This window comes from uncultured Chitinibacter sp. (genome assembly GCF_945957625.1).
Lineage (GTDB): Bacteria > Pseudomonadota > Gammaproteobacteria > Burkholderiales > Chitinibacteraceae > Chitinibacter > Chitinibacter tainanensis.
The window spans coordinates 87,649-108,327 of record NZ_CAMFLP010000005.1 but is presented as its reverse complement, the minus strand read 5'-3'; the positions used below and the strand labels follow the sequence as shown (position 1 = coordinate 108,327).

Annotated in this window: 16 protein-coding genes; 7 read left to right on the top strand and 9 right to left on the bottom strand. The window is 55.6% G+C overall.

Going from position 1 to position 20,679, the window contains the following annotated elements; genetic code table 11:
- Positions 1-54: 54 nt before the first annotated feature.
- From QV747_RS08265 to QV747_RS08245, 5 genes are all read left to right on the top strand, one after another.
- Positions 55-672 carry a phosphonate degradation HD-domain oxygenase gene (locus QV747_RS08265; protein WP_288791496.1) on the top strand — a complete coding sequence of 206 codons (618 nt, stop codon included), beginning with the start codon at positions 55-57 and terminating at the stop codon, positions 670-672.
- 94 nt (positions 673-766) lie between these two features.
- The gene (locus tag QV747_RS08260) at positions 767-1,918 is read left to right on the top strand and encodes a 2-aminoethylphosphonate--pyruvate transaminase (RefSeq protein WP_273432041.1); all 1,152 of its coding nucleotides are present in this window, start codon (positions 767-769) and stop codon (positions 1,916-1,918) included.
- Between the two features lie 9 nt (positions 1,919-1,927).
- Complete coding sequence (gene phnX / locus QV747_RS08255) at positions 1,928-2,773, top strand: phosphonoacetaldehyde hydrolase (RefSeq protein WP_273432039.1); 846 nt, start codon at positions 1,928-1,930, stop codon at positions 2,771-2,773.
- A complete protein-coding gene (locus QV747_RS08250) occupies positions 2,770-4,218 on the top strand; it encodes an FAD-dependent oxidoreductase (RefSeq protein WP_273432037.1) in 1,449 nt (482 codons plus the stop codon). Before phnX ends, QV747_RS08250 begins: the two co-directional genes overlap by 4 nt.
- 178 nt (positions 4,219-4,396) lie before the next feature.
- A complete protein-coding gene (locus QV747_RS08245) occupies positions 4,397-5,005 on the top strand; it encodes a DNA-3-methyladenine glycosylase I (protein WP_273432035.1) in 609 nt (202 codons plus the stop codon).
- 60 nt (positions 5,006-5,065) lie between these two features.
- On the opposite strand, the gene QV747_RS08240 is transcribed toward QV747_RS08245, so the two are convergent.
- The 6 genes from QV747_RS08240 to QV747_RS08215 all read right to left on the bottom strand — a co-directional run bounded on the left by QV747_RS08240 (position 5,066) and on the right by QV747_RS08215 (position 12,673).
- Entirely contained in the window at positions 5,066-6,310 is a 1,245-nt protein-coding gene (locus tag QV747_RS08240; RefSeq protein WP_028449275.1) for a GGDEF domain-containing protein, read from the bottom strand.
- A complete protein-coding gene (locus QV747_RS08235) occupies positions 6,307-7,473 on the bottom strand; it encodes an ABC transporter substrate-binding protein (RefSeq protein ID WP_273432032.1) in 1,167 nt (388 codons plus the stop codon). Before QV747_RS08235 ends, QV747_RS08240 begins: the two co-directional genes overlap by 4 nt.
- Positions 7,474-7,661: 188 nt before the next feature.
- The gene (gene phnF, locus QV747_RS08230) at positions 7,662-8,381 is read right to left on the bottom strand and encodes a phosphonate metabolism transcriptional regulator PhnF (protein WP_028449273.1); all 720 of its coding nucleotides are present in this window, start codon (positions 8,379-8,381) and stop codon (positions 7,662-7,664) included.
- 111 nt (positions 8,382-8,492) lie between these two features.
- Positions 8,493-9,368: a mechanosensitive ion channel family protein gene (locus tag QV747_RS08225; protein ID WP_028449272.1), complete on the bottom strand. Its 876-nt coding sequence runs from the start codon at positions 9,366-9,368 to the stop codon at positions 8,493-8,495.
- Positions 9,369-9,559: 191 nt separating this feature from the next.
- Positions 9,560-9,964 (bottom strand): DUF4332 domain-containing protein, encoded by a 405-nt coding sequence (locus QV747_RS08220; RefSeq protein WP_047391447.1) that lies wholly within the window; start codon positions 9,962-9,964, stop codon positions 9,560-9,562.
- Between the two features lie 27 nt (positions 9,965-9,991).
- A complete protein-coding gene (locus QV747_RS08215; RefSeq protein ID WP_028449270.1) occupies positions 9,992-12,673 on the bottom strand; it encodes a bifunctional acetate--CoA ligase family protein/GNAT family N-acetyltransferase in 2,682 nt (893 codons plus the stop codon).
- 177 nt (positions 12,674-12,850) lie between these two features.
- Here QV747_RS08215 and ppa point away from each other — a divergent pair, with 177 nt between their 5' ends.
- Both ppa and QV747_RS08205 read left to right on the top strand, forming a co-directional pair.
- Entirely contained in the window at positions 12,851-13,381 is a 531-nt protein-coding gene (gene ppa / locus QV747_RS08210) for an inorganic diphosphatase (RefSeq protein WP_028449269.1), read from the top strand.
- Positions 13,382-13,714: 333 nt separating this feature from the next.
- Positions 13,715-14,917 carry an ammonium transporter gene (locus tag QV747_RS08205; RefSeq protein ID WP_028449268.1) on the top strand — a complete coding sequence of 401 codons (1,203 nt, stop codon included), beginning with the start codon at positions 13,715-13,717 and terminating at the stop codon, positions 14,915-14,917.
- Positions 14,918-15,333: 416 nt separating this feature from the next.
- Here the strand turns inward: QV747_RS08205 and QV747_RS08200 are convergent, their stop codons facing one another.
- Genes QV747_RS08200 through QV747_RS08190 form a run of 3 tightly spaced genes read right to left on the bottom strand, consistent with a single transcriptional unit; the run spans position 15,334 to position 20,678 of the window.
- Positions 15,334-16,350 (bottom strand): Wadjet anti-phage system protein JetD domain-containing protein, encoded by a 1,017-nt coding sequence (locus QV747_RS08200; RefSeq protein ID WP_273432025.1) that lies wholly within the window; start codon positions 16,348-16,350, stop codon positions 15,334-15,336.
- A complete protein-coding gene (locus tag QV747_RS08195) occupies positions 16,347-17,882 on the bottom strand; it encodes a hypothetical protein (protein ID WP_273432023.1) in 1,536 nt (511 codons plus the stop codon). The genes QV747_RS08200 and QV747_RS08195 overlap by 4 nt, the downstream gene beginning before the upstream one ends.
- A 48-nt stretch (positions 17,883-17,930) precedes the next feature.
- Positions 17,931-20,678 (bottom strand): hypothetical protein, encoded by a 2,748-nt coding sequence (locus QV747_RS08190; RefSeq protein WP_273432021.1) that lies wholly within the window; start codon positions 20,676-20,678, stop codon positions 17,931-17,933.
- Position 20,679: the final 1 nt, after the last annotated feature.

The window sequence follows — 20,679 nt, the reverse complement described above, 5'->3', positions numbered from 1 at the left end:
TATCAAAACTAGGCCAGTGGCAGATACCCCCGAAAAATACTGATTAGCACACTTATGATGAGCACCGAACGCATCACCAGCCTGCACACCCTAAGCACGCTCTACCACAGCGCGGGGACATCGCTCTACGGCGGTGAGGCCATCAGCCAGCTGGAACACGGCCTGCAAGCCGCCTATGCCGCCGAGCAAGATGGCGCGCCTGTGGCGCTGATCATCGCCGCGCTGCTGCACGATGTGGGGCATTTACTCACCGGCCAGCAGGATGATGATCTGGCCAACGGCATTGATGATCGGCATGAAGCCATCGGCGCCAGCGCATTGCATGGCCTGTTTGGCCCCGCCGTGTATCAGCCGATTGCCCTGCATGTGGCCGCCAAGCGGTATTTATGCGCCACCGATGCGGGCTATCTGGCGCAACTCTCGCCGGCTTCGCGCTGCTCACTGGCGCTGCAAGGCGGGCCGATGCAGCCCGAAGAAGTGGCGCAATTTCGCCAGCGCGCCTATGCCAGCGAAGCGCTGGCGCTGCGCCGCTACGACGAGCTGGCCAAAGTACCGCAGCTGGCAACGCCACCGCTGAGCCATTACCTGGCGCTGGCACAGCAGTTAATTACGCCCACCCCGAGCCCCGCCCCAAACACGGGCGCAGGCACACACAGTACGGTGACGCTGTAAATGTTGGCTGGCGCACCGCGCAGTGGGCGGCTTAGCCGCCTTTTTCTGAATCTCAACACTTGTCTAGACCTTAATTTATTGCGGGAGAAAACCCATGCGTGAACCGATCTTACTGACCCCCGGCCCACTCACCACCAGCCCGGCCACCAAATTGGCCATGCTCAGCGACTGGGGCTCGTGGGATAGCGCCTTTAATGCGCTCACCGCCAGCGTGTGCCGCGATCTGGTGGCGATTGCCCACGGCGAAGCCAGCCATGTGTGCGTGCCGCTGCAAGGCTCTGGCACTTTTGCCGTTGAAGCCGCGCTGGGTACGTTGGTGCCACGCAGTGGCAAGCTTTTGGTGCTGGCCAATGGCGCCTATGGTCTGCGCATGGCCAAAATCGCCGAGCGTCTTGGCCTCACGCACCAAACCCTTGCCTGGCCGGATGGCACACCGGTCGATGCCGCCGCCGTGGCCGCCGCGCTGGCGGCTGACCCGAGCATTAGCCACGTGGGGGTCATTCACTGCGAAACCGCCACTGGCCTTTTGAACCCGTTGGAGGCCATCGCCCAGGTCGTAGCCAGCGCTGGACGCGCGCTACTGGTGGATGCGATGTCTTCATTTGGCGCGCTGGAATTGGATTTGCGCACCACGCCGCTTCAAGCGGTGATTGCTGCGTCGGGCAAATGCCTGGAAGGTGTGCCCGGGATGGGCTTTGTGCTGGTGGAGCAAGCGGCCCTCACCGCCAGCGCCGGCCAAAGCCGCTCGCTGGCGCTGGATCTGGCCGACCAATATCAATATCTGCAGCAAACCGGCCAATGGCGCTTTACTCCGCCCACCCATGTGGTGGCGGCTTTGCGTGCCGCGATCGACCAGTATCTGGCTGAAGGCGGTAGATTAGCTCGCTTAGCGCGCTATACCCGCAATGCCGAGCTCTTGATTAGCCTGCTGGGCGCAGCCGGTTTGCAGCTCTTTTTACCGCGCGAATGGCAAGCGCCGATCATTCTCACTTTCCACGCACCCGCGCACCCAGACTACGACTTTAGCCGCCTGTATCAGGCTGTGCGCGCGCGCGGTTTTGTGCTGTACCCGGGCAAGCTGACCACCGTTGAGACTTTCCGCGTGGGCTGCATTGGCGCGATTGATGAAGTGGAAATTCGCCAGGCCGCCGAGGCCATCCGCGGAGCGCTGGCCGAGCTGGGCTGGCTCACGCCGCAGCCGACCGCCGCCGAGCACCACCACGCCACGACTGCCATTTTTGCTTAAGGACCCATCATGACTGCACACACTTACACCTATCAACGTCGCTACTGCGGCCCACTGGAAGCCGTGATTTTTGACTGGGCCGGCACCATTGTCGATTTCGGCTCGTTTGCCCCCACCCAAGTGCTGGTCGATGCCTTCGCCGAGATCGGCCTGCCAGTGTCGCTGGCCGAAGCCCGGGTGCCGATGGGCATGGCCAAATGGGATCATATCCAGACCTTGGGCCAGCTCCCCGACGTTGCCCGCCGCTGGCAGGCCAAATTTGGTGCGCCGATGACCGACGCCGATGTGGATCAGATCTACGAGATTTTTATGCCGCTCCAGATCGCCCGCGTCGGGGCGTATTCGCAACCGATTGCGGGTGCGCTCGATACCCTCGCCACGCTGCGGGCGCAAGGGCTGAAAATCGGCAGCTGCACCGGTTATCCACGCGCCGTGATGAATGCGCTGCTGCCCTTGGCAGCCGAGCTGGGCATTGCGCCCGATTGCGTGATTGCCGCCGATGATCTGGCCGCCGGCGCGCGCCCGGGGCCATGGATGGCGCTGGCCAATGTGATTGAGCTGGGCATCAAGCATGTTGCCGCCTGCGTGAAAGTCGACGATACCGCCGTGGGCATCGCCGAAGGGCTGAATGCCGGGATGTGGACCGTGGGTTTGGCCGTATCGGGCAATGAAGTGGGCTTAAGCCAAAGCGAATGGTTGGCCTTAAGCATCAGCGAGCAACAACAACGCCGCCAGCGCGCGGCCGAAAAACTCGCCCAAGCCGGCGCGCATTATGTGATTGATACCGTAGCCGAATTGCCGGCGGTGATTGCGGCGATCAATCAGCGCCTGGCCCGCGGCGAGAGCCCAGCATGAACGCCGCCGACCTCCCCCGCACGCCGCCCAGTGATGCACCCAGCGCGTTTCGCCCGTGGTGGTTTGCCGATGCCTACCGCCGGGCTGCTCCGCCACCACCACAAGTGCTGCAGGGCGAGCACAGCTGCGATGTGGCCATCGTGGGGGGCGGCTACACCGGTTTATGGACCGCCATCATGCTCAAGCAAGCGCAGCCGCAGCTGCGGGTGGCATTGATCGAGCAAGACCGGATCGGCGCCGGTGCCTCCGGGCGCAATGGCGGCTGCCTCTTAACCTGGTCGGCCAAATACCTGACCTTGCGGCGACTGTTTGGCGAAAGCGAAGCGCTGCGGCTAGTACGTGCGTCGGAAGACGCGGTGTACGCTATCCGCGATTTTTGCCGCCGCTACGCCATTGACGCCGAAGTGCGGGTCGATGGCGCACTGTATACCGCCACCAATCTCAGCCAGCGCGGCAGCATGCAAGGCGTGATGGCTGCGCTGGCGGCCAAGGAAGCGAGTAGCTGGCGCACGTTGCCAATTGAGCAAGTGCAAGCACTGGCGGGCTCCACCGCCATGCTCGAAGGCGTGTATAGCCCGGCGGCGGGCAGCGTGCACCCGGGCCTCTTGGTATTGGGGCTCGCGCGCGTGGCCCGTGAGCTGGGGGTGACGATTTATGAGCACAGCCCGATGACCGCGCTGGATAGCCCGCGCGGTCATCCGGCGCAGCTCAGCACCCCCACCGGCCAGCTGCAAGCGCGGCAGGTGGTGCTGGCCACCAATGCTTGGATGGGGCGGCAATTTCGCGAGTTTGCCGGCACGATTGCCGTAGTGTCGTCCGATATGCTGATCACCGAGCCGGTGCCGGCCACGTTGGCGGAGCTGGGTTTGCAACATGGCGCGGCGGTGTGTGATTCGCGCATTTTCGTGCACTACTGGCGCAGCACGCCCGATGGCCGGCTGATGCTGGGCAAAGGCGGCAACACCTTTGCCTTTGGCGGGCGCATGCTGGCCGAGTTTGATCAGCCCAGCCGCTATTTGCCGCAGCTGCAACAGTCCCTACGGCGGTTTTTCCCGGCGCTGGCCAGCGTGCCGATTGCCGCCAGCTGGAATGGCGCTTCTGATCGCTCGGTGACCGGTTTTCCATTTTTTGGCCGGCTCAGCGGTACGGATAACGTCTTTTACGGCTTTGGCTATTCGGGCAATGGCGTGGGGCCAAGCTATCTGGGCGGGCAGATTCTCAGTAGCTTGGTGCTGGGGCTGGATAACGCCTGGACGCGCAGCGGCCTAACGCACGGTCCGCGCGGCTATTTTCCGCCCGAGCCGTTTCGCTGGGTGGGCAGCCAGCTGGTGCGCAACGCCATTCGCCGCAAAGAAGCGATGGAAGACCGCGAAGAGGCGCCGTGGTGGCTGGATTGCCAGCTAGCCAAGCTCGCGCAAGCGGCCGGCAAAGCGGATAAGGGCTAAATACCCCCTACCGTATAGCCAGCAAGTGCTGATTTGGTCTGGGGTGTGCATCGATACCCCCGGGCAAAATCAGCCTAGCAACTTGCCTTCCCCACGCGGCGCCACCCGCCCATTGCATTGCTTGGCAAAGTGCCGCCGGCGCGGCACACTGAGGCTCTCTATTGCCCACCGGTGCCCTATGACTAATTTATATCTGCCAGCAGATGGCCAACCGCGCTGCCCCTGGTGCAGCGCCACCGCACAATATCTGGCCTATCACGATCAGGAATGGGGCTTTCCGGTAGAAGACGATCAGCGCCTGTTTGAGAAAATCTGCCTCGAAGGTTTTCAGTCGGGGCTGAGTTGGCGCACGATTTTGCAAAAGCGCGAGAACTTTCGCGCTGCCTTTGCCCAGTTTGATTTTCACGTGGTGGCCGAATTTACCGAGGCCGATGTCGCCCGCCTACTGGCCGATGCGGGCATTGTGCGCCATCGCGGCAAAATCACCGCCACTATCAATAATGCCCAGCGCGCTTTGGAGCTGGTGGCCGAAGCTGGCTCGCTGGCGGATTTTTTCTGGCGTTACGCCCCGGCGAGCGACCCTGGCCCGCAGGTGATTGCCCAGTCGGCTGAATCGCTGGCGCTCTCCAAAGCCCTGAAAAAACGCGGCTGGCGCTTTGTCGGCCCCACCACCATGTATGCGTTTATGCAGGCCATGGGGTTAGTCAACGATCACGCTACCGGCTGCGTAACTCGCCCACTGGCCGCCGCCGCCCGGGCGGAGGCGCTTGCCCGACGCCGTGCCTGAGCAAGCAAGCAAGGGTATTGCCCTACAAGCCAATACAATCAGAATCTAGACGAGTATAACTTACGGGGTATCCTGCAACTCAACCCGATTGCGACCACGCTGTTTGGCGCGATACAGCAGCTGGTCGGCACGCTCGAGCAGGCTATTGAGACTCTCGCCCGGCCGCTGCTCCACCACCCCAAAGCTGCTGCTCACGCTAAATTCGCCCAGCCGGTGGCTAAAAGCCAATCCGGCAATACTTTGGCGTAGTCGCTCGGCCACCGTGCCGGCGCGCGCCAAAGCCGTTTGCGGCAGCACCAGCAAAAATTCTTCCCCGCCATAGCGCGCTACCCAATCCTGCTCGCCGCGCAAGCCGCCGCGCAAGGTCTGCCCCACCGCTTGCAAAACATCGTCGCCGGTTTTATGGCCGTAGGTATCGTTCACCCGCTTGAAATGATCAATATCGGTAAACACCAGCGCCACCGGCTGCTGCGCCGCGCTGGCAAAGATATGATCCAGCTGTTCATTCAGATAATGCCGGTTGTAGCAGCCGGTAAGCTGGTCGGTCATCGATAACAACTGAATCGACTGCAGCGCCATTTCCAGCTGACTGGTGCGCTCGGCCACCCGCTGATCCAGCATATTGATGTGCTGGGCCAGCTCGTTTTGCAGCATATCGATGCTGCTGGCCACCAAATCAATCTCGGTGGGCGCCGCCTGCGGGCGCGGGGTAAGTTTTAGCGGAGTGAGCAAGGCTTCGGCATTGAGATTGGCGGCAAAGCTGGCGATCTCTTGCAAGGGCTGTTGCAAATGCCGGCGCAGCACCAGCAAAACCCAGCCACAGATGGTGATGGTAAGTAGCAGATAGCCGCCAATAGCCAGCCCCACGCTTTGCCAGAGCTGATGCTGATACGCTTCCCGATCGGCATACACCCGCAGCTCACCAATCGGATACTGCGCCGCATCAGGGGCATACAGCGCAAACACCAGCGGCGGGCTGCCGTGGGTATGCGCCTGATCGCCGGCGCGAAACACCCGCCCGGTACGCAGCTGTAATTCCACATACGCGATATGCCGGTTGTACTGCACCATGCTCAGGAGCAAGCTGCGCAGATTGGCCGGCTCAATATCCCACACGCTCACCGCCAGCTGCGGCACATACACCTCGGCCACCGTGCGCAGCATATTGCGCTGCTCGGTCTGGCTTTGCTGATACACCAGCCAAGCCCGCACGCCCCCCATCAGCAAAACGGTAGCCAGAGCCAGCCACATAATCTGGCGTAACAGCTGGTGGGCCAGCGGTTGAAAATGCAGAGTGGGTTTCATGAGCCTAACCAGCTGGGCAAAGTGAATTCATAGTGGCGCACCTTGGGATTGAGCACCTTGCTGTAGCGACGAAAATCGATACTCGAAAAATCATCCTGACCAAATTGCCGCATTAGCCGCGCCGCCCGCGCAGGCGTCAGCAGCGCAAACATCGGCTGTTGCAGCGTCAGGCCCTCATCGTGGGCAAAATCGCGCCCATGCAAGTAATCATAGAGCACCACCAGGCTCCAGGCGCCAGCCATAAAATGCCCACCGGCCAAGGCCGAGAGCTCGCCTGATTGCACCGCGGCCAAGGCCGCCGGCGAGGTATTAATGGCGGTAAACAGCGCATCTTGCCCCGGTACGCCTTCGCGGGCGCGCAGGCTATCCATCGCGCCAAAAGCCATCTGATCGCTGCCCGCCCAGATCAGCCGCGCCTCGGGGTGGCGCTCAAACAGCCACTGGCTTTGTTCGCGAGCCTTGGCGCGCGACCATTTGCCATACACCAGCTGCACCAGCTGGGCATCGGGGTGGGCGGCAATCGCCCGCTGCATCCCGCGGGTGCGCAAGATGGAGCTGGTGGTGGCGCGATCGCCGGCGATGGCCAATAGCTGTAATTTGCCATTGCTCGCGCGCAGCCCGCTGGCGCGCCCCAGCTGTATCAAGCGGCTTGCGGTTTGATAGCCGGCCATTTCGGCATCGGGCACTAATGAGCCCAGCCAATGCGAGATGCGCTCACGGGCGCGCCCCACGCGGGCGATTTCTTCGGGCCGATCCGGCGCGCTATACACCAGGAAAAACCGGCTGCGCGTGCCAGCAAGCAGCCCCAGCAAATCGGGGGCGATTCCAAAATCATTGCTCAGCAAGATAAAGTCGGGCTGGGTATCGCGCGGGCGCGCGGCCAAGAGCCGGGCGATTTCGAGCGCGCGCAAAGGGTCGCGCCCGGCATAGCTCACCTGCAAATCAAAGCCCAGCTGGCGCGCAGCAGCCTGCATGGCGGCGCTGGAGGTGCGCCAGAAGGCTTCATCGGCATGCCCGGGGTTGATAAAAAACACCTGCGGCTGCGCGCCGGCCACGCCCGAGCCGATCAGCAGGCATAGCGCCAGCATGACCCGCTGCAACGCAGCGCGGCCCATCGCGGCGAGCTTGCCGCTACAGACAAAGAGGAAGAAAAATCGCAGCAAGACCGCGGGCTCCGCCGAAATGAGGCGCGCATCATACGCGCCTACCGGCTGAACCGCAGTCAGGGATACACTGCAGCCGCCCAACCGGCTTACTTCAGCATAGCGAAGGAATGGCGGGCTTGCTCATTATGGGTATATCGTTACAAGGCTTATATTCAATAGCCTTGAGAGCAATACGTGGCAGGGTATTAGTCAGGGGTAATTGTTAGCTCAATGGCATTGCCAGCAAACCGGGTAATGCCATATTCCACCACCTGACCAGCGGCATCTTGGTACACGCTTTCGACATACAACACCGGCTGCGATTTGGGCTGCGCCAGCTGCGCTGCCACTTGCGGCTTGGGCATGCGAGCGGTAACGCGCGATTGGCGACGATTGACGCCCTCGATCCCCACGGCCGTCAGTGCGGCCACCATCGAGCCGGTTTCCTGCAGCGCGGCCAGCACCCCAGCGCAACGCGGTAGCGGCACATACTCGGTACACACCCCCAGCACCTGCTGCTCAACCTTGTCGAGCAAATCAATCTGCAGCAAGGGGCTACCCACTGGCAGCTCGAAAATGCGCGCCAGCTCATCATTGGCGCTGATTTCGCTGTGGCCCACCACTTCGCTACTGCCTTGCAGGCGCTGCGAGGCCAAGCTATGCGAAAAGCGTTCGCGCCGGCCCATGCGATAGGCGATCAGGTCTTCCTGCACAAAAGTGCCGCGGCCCTGCTCGATGCGCACCAAGCCCTGACTTTCCAGCGCTTGTAGCGCGCGGCGTACCGTATGCCGATTCACCGCAAAACGGCTGGCCAGCGCGGCCTCAACCGGCAATTGGCCTTGCAAAGTTTTGGCGGCAATTTCATTAGCCAAAGTCGCGGCGATTTGCCGCCAGATGGCGCGCTCGCCCCCCCGTTGCACAGCCATGCGAACTCCTGCAGATGCGCGTGAATAAATATCCGCCATTATATGACGGACAGATTGCAGTCAGATAACAAGCTTTGTGATCATACCCATTGCCGTATATCACTCTAGCTATTATTGCGTAAGGCCTACTGGCTCATACCCTGCTGACTGTGTGGCGCGCAAAAACTGCCGCAAGATCTGTTGCTCGATTTTGGCGCGCTGGCCCAAGGGCACCAAGAGCTGTAATTGCAAAGCGATGGTGTCGGCCTCATCCAGATCCAGCCGCACCCGTGGCTCGCTAGGGGGTAGATTCACCGCTTGTTCGCTGGCCAGCGTGGCCAAGTGTTGCTCTAATTCATCCCGATATTCGGCCAGCATAGCCTCGCCCGCGGCCAGCAGTGCCTGTTCGGCCTTGGCCCAATCGGCGCCACGCTCAATCTCGACGTGCACGGTTTGCAAAACAAACAGACCTTGCCGCGTTTCATTAAACACCGGGTTGCCCAGTAGCAGGCTATTGGGAAAAGTAATCTGCCGCCCCACCGTACCTTGCTGATTGGTGGCGTGGCTGGATTCATTCAGGGTAAACGACAGCAGATTGGTATCAATCACCTGCCCGCGCCGGCCGTTAAATTCGATCCGGTCGCCGACGCTAAAGGTATGCGTGCTGGTGCGATAAATCGAGCCCATCAGGCACATAATCATTTCTTTGGTGGCCAGCACAATCGCCGCGGCAATCGCCACCATGGAAACGGCCAGCGTTTGCAGCTCGGAGCCCCAGATAATAAACAGCCCAATCAGCCAGATCACCAGCCACAGATTGCGCAGCGTCACCAGCCAGCGGCGCTTGTTTTCCGGGCTAAGATCGGTGCGGCGCATCACCGCCTGCTTGGCCAAAAAGCGCACCACCAACAGCACCACAATAAACACCGCGGTGACGACCAGAGAGGCGATCGTGGCTTTATCTAATGTGGGTGGGGTAAGAATCGTGCGCCAATCAATCGTGGCCATTTGCTACTCCTAAAAAACATGCCGCCGTGGCGCCCAACGAGGCCACGCGGCGGGGTCAGACACCAACTCGGTTTGGCCCGGATCAGCCAGCGGCAGTAGCCGCTTCGGCGAGGATCACCACGGGCGTGCGCCGCGGCTCGAACAAAAAAGGCGGCTTGCGCCGCCTGGGACTACTGCCTGAGAAGGGCTAATTAATACTCAACGCCGCGAGGTAACTCTTTGGCCTCGGCAATCCATTTTTCGACTTGCGTCAGGCTCGGGGTGCTGCCGGCCAGTTTCTTCTCGGCATTGGTCGCCGCCAGCGCATCGGCCAGATTAGCGGCATTGCGGCGCGCCAGCTCTGCCACGGTATCCACACCCGCCGCTTCCAGCAGCTCGGCAAATTGGCCGGCTACGCCTTTGATGCGAAAGAGATCAGCGTGATTCACCCATTTCAGAATCAGTTTGCCACTGATGCCGGTGGTTTCTGCCAGCGTATCGCGCCCTTTCGGGGTGCGGCCTTGCTCCAGCAGCGCCTCCACGGTGCTAACGCCCGCGGCTTGTAATTTGGCGGCGTAGCTCTCGCCGATGCCTTCGATGTCGATAATTGCAGTCATGCCGATTTCCTGTTTCTCAAAGATTGATCAGAGCTGTTTAACCACCCATTTGAGGCCATCATCATCCGGGTGTGTTTGGATGCTAAAGCCCAAATGTTTCATGAAGGCCAGCATGGTTTTATTGCTGGTGAGCACTTCGCCCTCGATGACCTTCAGATTCATATCGCGCGCCGCATTAAACAGCGCGTCCATCAAGCGTACCCCCAAGCCCTTGCCTTGCCAATCATCACTAATTACCACCGCAAATTCGCAACTATCGCGATCGGGGTTAGCGGTAAAGCGTGCTACGCCAATGATCATTTCGCCGGCATGCGCCTCCACCGTGGCCACTATCGCCATCTCGCGGGTGTAATCGAGCTGGGTAAACCGGGCTAGCAGGGCTTGCGGCAAGGTTTTCAGCGTATTCATAAAGCGGTTGTAGCGGCTTTCATCGGATAAATTGCGGACAAATTCGGCGATCAGGGCGGCGTCTTCCGGCCGGATCGGGCGCAAGCACATGGGCATGCCGTTTTTCAGCTGGGTAATGCTGGCCAGATGCGCCGGATAAGGGTGAATGGCCATATGGCTGTAGCGGCGCACCTGCTCCGGCACGGGCCCCAGGATAATCTTGGCATCCACCGCGATCACGCCATGCTCATCGGCCACCAGCGGGTTGATATCCATCTGCTGGATTTGCGGTAGCTCGCACACCATTTCCGATACGCGCAGCAACACATGCTTCACCGCATCCAAATTCACCGGCGCTTGCCCACGGAAGGCGCCGAGCATTTTTTTCACCCGCGTGCGCTGAATCAGGTTTTCAGCCAGGTATTCATTCAGCGGTGGCAAAGACACCGCCACATCGTTAAATACCTCGACCGTTACCCCACCAAAACCAAAGGTAATCACTGGCCCAAAGGCGCGATCTCGGGCCACGCCCACCATCAGCTCGCGGCCGGATTTTTTGCCATGCATGGGCTGAATTACCAGGCCGCGCACCTTATCGCTACCGAGGCGATCATGCGCCTTGGCCAGCATTTTGTTCGCCTCCGAGGCCACCTGCACCAGGCTGCCCACATTCAGTACCACACCATCAATATCGGTTTTGTGGATGATACCCTCGGCATCGATTTTCAGCGCCACCGGCAAGCCCAGCCCCATCGCCGCAGTCACGGCATCATCGGCCGATTTGGCCCGCACTGTGAGCGTAACCGGGATATGGAACGAGCGCAGCAGCGCTTTGGATTCCACCTCGTCCATCACGGTGCGGCCGCTGGCCAGCACCGAATCGACAATCATGCGTGCCGTTTCAAAATCGGGTGGCGCCATATCATTCATCGGTGCCGGCGTTTGCAGCAAGAGCTGCTGGTTGTACTGCCAGGAGGCCAGCGAATAAAACACTTCTACCGCGCTTTCCGGCGCGCTGAAATGGGCGCACTGCGCTTTGGCCAGCAGCTTGCGGCTGCCTTCCACTTTTTTGCCGCCGATCCACGACAGCAAAATCGGCTTATCGGTGGTCTTGCGCAGCGCAATCATTGCCTCGGCCGTGGCCATATCATTGGTGCCCGCCTGCGGGGTAAATACCACTAGCACGCCATCGACATTCGGATCGCGCAAGACGATTTCCGTCGCTGCTTTAAAGCGCTCTGGCCCCGCGTCGCCCAGAATATCCACCGGATTAAAATGCTGCGCCTGCGGTGGCAAGAGCTGATCCAGCTCGGCGATGGTGGCCTCGCTCAGGCGCGGTAATTGCACATGCAATTCATGCGCCCGATCTACCGCCATCATGCCGGCACCAATGCCGTTGGTAATGATGGCCAGTCGGCGGCCCTTGGTTTTATACGAGCCATCCAGCACCCGCGCAGCGGTAAACAGCTGATTAATCGAACGCAGCCGCAATACCCCCGCACGCTTGAGCGCGACGTTAAAAACATCATCGCTGCCGATCAGGCGTTCGGAATGCGTGCTACCGGTGGTGAGGGTGTGGTTTTCATAGCGCCCCACTTTCAGCGCCAGCACGGCTTTCGAGCGCGAAGCGGCCCGCAGCGCCGACATAAAGAGCTGCGCGTCTTTCAGGTCTTCGATATACAGCAGAATGGATTTGGTTTTAGGATCGGCCACCAGATAATCGAGCACATCGCCCACATCAATGTCTGCCGCCGCGCCCAGCGACACCACCGACGAAAAACCCAATTCATGCGATTCGGCCCAATCCAGAATCGCTGAAGTCACCGCCGACGACTGCGACACCAGCGCCATGCTGCCGTTTTTTACTTTGCCCTGATAATTACAGGCCAATAGCTTGCTGGGGGCGCGCACAAAGCCAAATGCAGTGGGGCCCAGAATGCGGATGCCATACTGGCGCGCTCGCGCCAAAAGCTTATCCAGCACCACTTTGCCCTTGGCATCAGTACCGACAAAATCCCAAGACATAATCATCACAAAGCGGATGCCTTGCTTGCCACAGGCCTCAATCAGCTCCACCAGCGTTTTACTGGGTGTAGTGAGGATGGCTAGATCGACTTTTTCGCTGAGCTTGGCCAGTGTTTTGACCGTAGGCAGGCCAAAGACCGTCTGATGGCGCAGATTCACCGGATACACCTTGCCGGTGTAGCCAGATTCACACAGATTGCGCATCACTTTTTCCCCCACCGAGCCCGGGGTTTCCGAGCCGCCCACCACGGCGATGGAACGCGGATCAAACAAGGCGGCGAGGTAGTGGGCTTTCATGGTGGGGGCATCCGTCAGAATTACTTGCTTTATTGTATATGCGCTTGGCAACAAGCTCTAATTTTGCAGTGCAAAATAAGGAAATTTCCATGACAGCCCACCACCGGCTCACCGCTTTGGCAGGTGGCAAGATATAATTGCGCGGTTTTCCTACTTACACACTGCAGGATTGAAACAATGGACATCAGCAAAATTGCCGCTGGCAAAAATCTGCCGGAAGATTTCAACGTTATTATCGAAATCCCAGCCAATGCGCCACCGGTAAAATACGAATTCGACAAAGAATCGGGCGCCATCATCGTTGACCGCTTTGTGGGTACTTCGATGTCTTACCCGATGAACTACGGTTTCGTGCCACACACCCTGTCGCTGGATGGTGATCCAGTCGATGTTCTGGTGTACACCCCATTCCCATTGGCCCCAGGCATGGTGATCAAGTGCCGCGCGGTGGGCGTGCTGGGCATGGAAGACGAATCAGGCATGGACGCCAAAGTCATTGCCGTACCAGTACCGAAAGTGTGCGCGATGTTTGCCCACATCGAAAAACTGGAAGACATTCCAGAATTGCTGCTGGCCCAGGTAAAACACTACTTCGAACACTACAAAGACCTGGAAAAAGGTAAGTGGGTGAAAGTTACCGGTTGGGGCGACAAAGCTGCGGCCGAAGCCGAAATCATGACCAGCTACGAGCGCGCGCAAAAAGCCTAAGTGCTCGCCAGCTAGCCCAAACCCGCTGCGGCGGGTTTTTTTACGCCCAGATTCAGAATACCCCATACAGGTATAGACACCAAAAGATTGTCTTAAAATTCGTTTATTCACATACCCCTCAGCCTGAATTTCGCTCCCAACTTCATCGCCACTCCCCTCATTCAAAATGCACTATTTTTGTGCGCAACAAGTACCGCGCACCATAAATACGCACACCCAGCACGCCGCGCGCACCACAAGGCCGCAGCAAATCAGGCTTTGCACCATGCCCGCGCATTGGCACAAACTTTGCTAGCAAACGCGCCATAAAAATGACGATTTGAGAGAGCACACATGGACGCATTTCGCACCAGTACGGACGTACTGTTTATCCTTCTGGGCGCCATCATGATTCTGGCCATGCATGCCGGCTTTGCTTTTCTGGAGCTGGGTACGGTACGCAAAAAGAATCAAGTGAACGCCCTGGTTAAAATCCTGACCGATTTTGCCGTATCCACCCTCGCCTACTATTTCATTGGCTACAGCGTGGCCTATGGCGTGAGCTTGCTCGGGCCGGTGCAAACCCTCACTGCCGCCAGCGGCTATGGGCTGGTGAAGTTTTTCTTCCTCGTTACCTTCGCGGCCGCGATCCCCGCCATTATTTCGGGCGGGATTGCCGAGCGGGCCAAATTTCACCCGCAAACTGCCGCCACATTTTTGCTGGTGGGGCTGGTGTATCCCTTCTTTGAAGGCATGATCTGGAATAATAACTATGGTTTGCAAGATTGGCTGAAAGCCAGCTTTGGCGCCACTTTCCATGATTTTGCCGGCTCGGTAGTCGTGCATGCGGTTGGCGGCTGGATTGCCCTTGCCGCCGTGCTACATCTTGGTGCACGCCGCGGTCGTTACAGCAAAGAAGGCCGTATCGCCGCCCACCCACCGTCAAGCATCCCCTTTCTGGCGCTGGGTGCGTGGATTCTGATCGTTGGCTGGTTTGGTTTTAACGTGATGAGCGCGCAAAAAATCGAAGGCATCTCGGGCCTCGTGGCCATGAACTCACTGATGGCCATGGTGGGCGGCACGCTGGTGGCCACTTTCATGGGCAAAAACGACCCCGGCTTCATCCACAACGGCCCGCTCGCTGGCCTGGTGGCCGTATGTGCCGGCTCGGACATCATGCACCCACTGGGCGCACTGGTAGTCGGTGGCATCGCAGGTGGTATGTTTGTGTACCTGTTCACCGTGACGCAAAACAAATGGAAAATCGATGATGTGCTGGGCGTCTGGCCACTGCATGGCCTGTGTGGCGCCTGGGGGGGTATTGCCGCCGGTATCTTTGGTAGCGAGGCGCTGGGCGGTATGGGTGGGGTGAGTATCCTATCGCAACTCATCGGCACCGCTCTGGGGGTGGCCATTGCCTTCGCCGGCGGCTGGATCGTGTATGGGCTACTCAAGAAAACCGTCGGCATCCGCCTCAGCGATGAAGAAGAATTCAACGGCGCCGATCTGAGCATCCACCAAATCTCCGCCAGCCCGGAGCGCGAGACCAATTGGTAACACCAGTGATAGAAAACAATTAAGTCTGTCGGGAGACAATTAAGTTTGTCGGACCTAAGAACGATAAAAAGGGGCCATAAAAGCCCCTTTTTTTGAGCTGATTCCTTACTACAAAACCTATAGCTTACCACCCCAAAGGCATAGTACATCGCCACCCTGATTGCCAAAACCACCAACACTAGGGTTATTGCGAGTGAGTTGCAGGAACCAGTGAGACATCACCGAGCCTCGCTTCCACAAACTAATGCTCAACTTGAATCATTTAGATTCTCTGATTTCTCTGCACAACAAGCTGTAGGGGGCCTCGAAAAACTTAGAAAACTTACAAGTGAAATCCATATTTTTCGGGTAACAATTCGCCGCCAGAGCAATAACGCTTATAAGTAGCTCTGGGGTATTTCATTTCAGCCACGTAGCTAAAATTCCATTGGTGTTTCCATCAGTCTTTCAAATCCGAGGGCTTCCTGAGGAATCCAATGTCCAGATATCCATAGTTCGCTAAGCTCTGAACCAAGCTCATTGCCTAACCATTCTTCAGCTAAGGACCTAAACCCGTTATGCCGTTCGCTTAATACCCGTTTGTGTCCGTTTTCAAGTAGCCAGCGATAAAGCTCAATTGCAGGTGCAACCATGGAGCGAGCGGATGAACTAGTGCGATTAAATTCTATTGGTATACGAACTCCAGCAGGGTCTAGGTCGCCGAGATACTGAGCACCTACACCGCCAACTTCAATAAGCACCTGCTCAAGCGCATTACCACTTCCCTGAAAAGCCTTGCCTGAACCATAGACTACTGCTGAATAGCGCTTAGCATGTTGGTTCCATTCACCGAAACTCCAAAAGCTGTTGTGATTTTCGACTATTAAAACAGGTGCTCCGACTACGTTGCTCATGCGGTACGGTAATGGTGATGGTACAACAAAGGCGCCCAAGACCGATAAAGGAAGGCGACCTCCAAAAAGGGTAGCGCTACCGCTGGCACGTAACGAATCCAGGCGTTTTTCATCCCCGAATATCTCTAGCGAGCGCTCTTTAATTGGGACCAATCTTAATTTATTGCGATGGCTAAGTAGGTAGTCATTTATTAACCGTGCGGTTTCTAGTGCAGGAAGTTTCAATTCTGGCCAAAAACCAAGTTCGGGGACCCATGCGACCGAGGCATAGTCTTCAAAAATCGGAGTTGAAGTTTCACTGCCAGTCACTTGTACCCACTTTGGCAAGGGCGGGTTGCCAACTTTTTCCCAATTCCCTGCCGCTGGGAGTTTGATGCAGCATGCTTTTTCAAGTGCTCTTAGACGTTCAAGTAAAAGAGCATTACGATTTGGCGCAGTTATGGTTTCTGGATGAGCATCAAAGAACGCGCGCCGAACATCGTCCAGCACAATCCGCTTTCGAGAGGCATTCTCTAGGACAGATAAAAACGAGTCACTCATGCTGTAGCCTCGATTAGGAGTTGTTCTTTGAGTTTGAAATCGACGGCTTCAAGATGCCAACGCCCGGTTTTAGTATTCTTACCAGCTTTTCTCAACCGAACAAAACGGCTGAATTCGCCCACAGTGTTGTAGTCAGGGAGCGCCGTGGCGAATATAAGCTGAACATCCATCGCCTGAGCTAGCAATCTTTGAGCTTGCCATAGGGTTGGTGTTGTCGCTTTGGCAAACGGATTATCTAATATGAGTGGCCCACCACCGACTTTCTTGAGTTTCGCTTGTGTCTCAGCTCGTAACTGATTAATTAGCATATAAAGGAACATTGCCATTACAACACCTTCGCCGCCAGAATTTTGGATTTTATCCACTGCGACATATTGAAGTGCCTCATCTGGAACCATCTTTAGCATTTGTAAGCCCAATGGCTTGCCGTGAATGCGTAGCACAGCATCAGCGATAAGTTCAGCTCCTTTTGCAGGAACAATTTTCGAATCAATTAGGCTATCAAGATAGTTGCCAAGATGTTGTCTCCGCAGGTCGTTACCAAGCTCATTGAAGCGTGCACGCATTTTTAGAATAAGTTTTCCACCCACGTAAGGCGCATTTGCAGGTATGCGCTTGTTAGCACATGCTGAGCTAAGCATTGCGATGGCCGAACTTGAAAGATTAAGAAGCTCACCCAGACATGCGTCAAAATCTCCCTGCATACCATCTAGGCTCGATTGTATCGTGCCAATACGGTCATCAAGTCCTTCAAGATGACGTACGCTATCCATGCATGCAGCTTCAAACTCATTCTGTAAAAGCTGGCTAGCTATGTCCGGTTCAACTTCCTGAAGTGCTGGGGTCGATGCTTCAGATTTGAGGGAATCGAAAGCTTTTAAAGCTGCAGTGCGTGTGCTCGCAGTTTTTTTGTTCTTTTGTTGATAGTCGGCGATTAGCTCGGTTGTTTGCTTTTCAAACGCTTCGTCTGGAGTTTCAGCATCAACGTCAAGATACCCAGATAGGTCAAGCGCCGCCTGAAGGTTATCTGCCGCTTGTTCTGCACTGCGCACCTTATCTTTTGCATTTTGACTAGCTAATTTATAACATTCTAGTGCAGTTAATGCATCTGCTGCAGCCTGAGCAGCTTCTGTTTGTTTCCTGTTTGTGCTGGCTAAGCAGCTTTCTAGTTCTACTTCGTCAAGAGATAGCATTTCGATTGTAGGTGGCTCAACTGGGCGATTTTCCTTTTGGAAAATTTGGCGTGTCGTACTTGCCGCGGTCTCTTCATGAGCAATTTGATTCTTTATCTTTTCTGCGCTCTCATGCGCCTCAGTGCATTCTTGAATTTTCGTTGAAAAATCCAGAACGGAAAGATAAGGTGCAAAATCATCCAGATTTAAATCGGAAAATTCTATCGCAAAATTCTGTAGCTGCTGTGTAAGGTTAGTCTTCGCTTCTTCTTCTTTATATTGCAGCAATCCAAGACGTTGATTTGCCTCAGTGGAATAAACTTTTTCAGCATCTGCATAAAAGACTCGCAACTCTTCCAATGTTTGGTGTTGCGCTAACTGCAGCCCAGCTGACTGTATATCCTCTCTTCAATAGGTTACTGCCAGACGCTCATTTTGCCGTTCCTTTGCTTTGGCTTCTAACTCAACCTTGAGTTTGAAAGCCTCTAGCTTCGTCTCAGTAACATTAGTTTGTTCTGTTGTTAGCTCTACCCGCTGCATATCCTGTTCCAGGCGAACACTAGGAATACACCGTAAGCGAATGAGCCTAGCGGGCCTGCTTGCATCATGCTGTGTGCTGAACCGACTTATAGTTTTTTGATGCATGTCGGCTGTATGTGCTGCTTTGCTGCAACTATTTTTAGCCCGCATAGCAATCTCAGCTTGCTGCTCATACTCCTTGGCCTGTTCTTCATAAATCGCAGATTGTATAAGTGCCGCTTCTGACTCTTGCTGAAGACGCTCAATGTCTATGCGAGCACGGGCTAGTATTTCACCACCAAAACGCTTTTCGTATGCTAGTAATTGTTCCTTTATCCCCAATGCTTCTTTCAACCGAGATGCATGTGCATTCCTAAGACTATCAATGTTAGCTATCCGCTCATCAAGTTGTTGCAGTAATTCTTGAGCTGCTTCTTGGTTGAATGCGGCGTCATTGTCCGCTGACAATACAAAACGGTTAGCTTCCAACGTATCGGGTTCAAGTGAGTTCACTGAGACCATTACTGGCGTATCTAGCTGCAAATTTTGGGCGGTAATTTCACGTGCGGATTCCAACTCGCTTGATGCAACAGAAACACCTAAAAAACGCGACGGATTACTAAGGACTATGGCTCGTGCTGTAGATGCATCTGGAATCGCATCGGCTAGATAAATGTTATAGGGCTTAGCGGATTTCACACCCTTGGCATGAAGGCTAGCCACAACTTTATTAACATCACAGGAATCACCTGCAACACCAGTTTGCGTAATAGCACTTCGGCTTGCATGAAGGGTCGATAACTGCACTTCGCATTGCGCGACAGAACGCTCTTCTGCCAATATGAATCGCTCAAGCTCAGGTAGCAGTATCGGTGAATCGGGGTTTGCTGTATCAGCATCAGCAACCTGTCGCAGAATAGGGTTTTGTTCAAATTTCTCTCGCTCACTCTCTCCTTCTGCAACGAATTTTTGGAGTTGAGGTAAATCAGCTGCTATTGTAACTGCATGAACTTGCGCTTTATTAGCGTTGCTTCTGGCTTCCTGCCCCTGGGTCTTAAGTGTTATCGCATCTAAGTTATACTTTTCCTCGAGTTTAAGCTGCTCTATTGCGATATTTTCATAACGCGCTAAGGCTTCCGAGGTCGATTCGCCCTCTTTAATAATATTCTCATTAATAAGCTGATTCAGGGAGGACCAATATGCCTCTTCAGCGTTTGTAAGGGCTGCTTCTTCTGAGCTGAGGCTTCGTGCAGCCGTTTCAAGGTCTTTAAGCTGTTGTTCAATATTTTTGAGACTTGCCTCAGCCTGATTCTCTGTCGTTAAGACATTATTAAGTTGGGTATGTAACTCATTTTCCGCAAGTAGGAGCGCATTTCGCAGCAGCATTCCTTGAACTTCAACCTTATCTTTCCAAGGTTCAAGTTGCTCACGAGCGGCAATTGAATTATTACCTAGCTCTACCAAACGTTTTTCTAAAGCTGCAATTTCCGAGTGTGCCTTGGCCGCATTTACTCTAAATAGGGTATCTCTTGCAGTATCTGCTGCAATTTCTGCGGCGTATTTGCGCTCAATAATGGCCTCTAATGTTCTAGTAAGTTGCAACAACTTTAATGTAGTTATCTCGGCAGTATATTTCTTAGACAGATTAGTTTGCTCGATGGCCAGCTTAGATTTCTCTTCCTGTTTAACTAATGCCTCTTTCTCTTCTAAGCGAAATTTGTTAGCGAGCATATCAAGCCCTTTTTTGACCCTGGCTCCTAGATGCCTTGTCTTGTCTTGTTCGTCGCTAGCTATGCTGTACAACAAAGCAGCATCCTTAAATGCAAGTAATGTTGTACGTAATCGGGAGAGTTCGGTCAGGCACTTCTGCAAATGCGGTTTACGCCGAAGTTTGTCGCAGACATCGACTACGCTTTGGCGTACAGATGCCGCCATGCCATCATCAAGAGTTAAGCCAAAAAACTTCCGGATAAATTCTGGTTCCGAATTGAAATTAAGGAAGCCAGTATCAATCCCTCCTTCCTGTGCTGAGAAGTTGACCTGCAACTTCAACATATCAATGTCGATGAGGCGCTCTTCACGCAAGTGTTGCTGCCAATCATGCTGAACACGCGTTTGAAAAAAATCAGAAGATAACTTGTGCGCATCGTGAATCCAGCGCGAAAGTTCAAGCATGTTGCTGACTGGGGCATAATTCAGTTTTGGTGCTGGAACCGATTGAAAACCAAGAGCACTGTTGGCTTCAAAACTAAAGAAGATTCGCTCAACTTCGTCTCGTTCTATTCCAGTCTTGACTGCAACTGCCTGACCAATAACTAGATAATACGGTTTTCCTCCTGCCACACGGGGTGGCATTACCCACTCGATGAGAATGATGCCGGGCTGACCATCGCGAGAAAAATACTGACTGAAACGGTGGTTTTTGTTTTGGATATGTTTTAAGAATCGTTCAACTGGTGTGTCAAAGCATGAAAACACAAAACTCAACAGCGTTGTTTTACCCCCTCCATTTTCGAGGTTTAGAATCGTGTCTGTTGGTTCACCTGTTGCAGGGTCAGTCAGGTCGAAAGTTACGCCATCATACCAAGCCATATCGATACCATAGCCACCTACGTAAATGCGTGAGATTTTTTGCATG

What these genes read in the sequence shown, in the direction of transcription:
- QV747_RS08190 (WP_273432021.1), bottom strand. Translation starts at nt 20,678, where the DNA reads ATGCAAAAAATCTCACGCATTTACGTAGGTGGCTATGGTATCGATATG.
- QV747_RS08220 (WP_047391447.1), bottom strand. Translation starts at nt 9,964, where the DNA reads ATGACTGCAATTATCGACATCGAAGGCATCGGCGAGAGCTACGCCGCC.
- QV747_RS08225 (WP_028449272.1), bottom strand. Translation starts at nt 9,368, where the DNA reads ATGGCCACGATTGATTGGCGCACGATTCTTACCCCACCCACATTAGAT.
- QV747_RS08250 (WP_273432037.1), top strand. Translation starts at nt 2,770, where the DNA reads ATGAACGCCGCCGACCTCCCCCGCACGCCGCCCAGTGATGCACCCAGC.
- phnX (WP_273432039.1), top strand. Translation starts at nt 1,928, where the DNA reads ATGACTGCACACACTTACACCTATCAACGTCGCTACTGCGGCCCACTG.
- QV747_RS08205 (WP_028449268.1), top strand. Translation starts at nt 13,715, where the DNA reads ATGGACGCATTTCGCACCAGTACGGACGTACTGTTTATCCTTCTGGGC.
- QV747_RS08245 (WP_273432035.1), top strand. Translation starts at nt 4,397, where the DNA reads ATGACTAATTTATATCTGCCAGCAGATGGCCAACCGCGCTGCCCCTGG.
- phnF (WP_028449273.1), bottom strand. Translation starts at nt 8,381, where the DNA reads ATGGCTGTGCAACGGGGGGGCGAGCGCGCCATCTGGCGGCAAATCGCC.
- QV747_RS08240 (WP_028449275.1), bottom strand. Translation starts at nt 6,310, where the DNA reads ATGAAACCCACTCTGCATTTTCAACCGCTGGCCCACCAGCTGTTACGC.
- QV747_RS08260 (WP_273432041.1), top strand. Translation starts at nt 767, where the DNA reads ATGCGTGAACCGATCTTACTGACCCCCGGCCCACTCACCACCAGCCCG.
- ppa (WP_028449269.1), top strand. Translation starts at nt 12,851, where the DNA reads ATGGACATCAGCAAAATTGCCGCTGGCAAAAATCTGCCGGAAGATTTC.
- QV747_RS08215 (WP_028449270.1), bottom strand. Translation starts at nt 12,673, where the DNA reads ATGAAAGCCCACTACCTCGCCGCCTTGTTTGATCCGCGTTCCATCGCC.
- QV747_RS08200 (WP_273432025.1), bottom strand. Translation starts at nt 16,350, where the DNA reads ATGAGTGACTCGTTTTTATCTGTCCTAGAGAATGCCTCTCGAAAGCGG.
- QV747_RS08265 (WP_288791496.1), top strand. Translation starts at nt 55, where the DNA reads ATGATGAGCACCGAACGCATCACCAGCCTGCACACCCTAAGCACGCTC.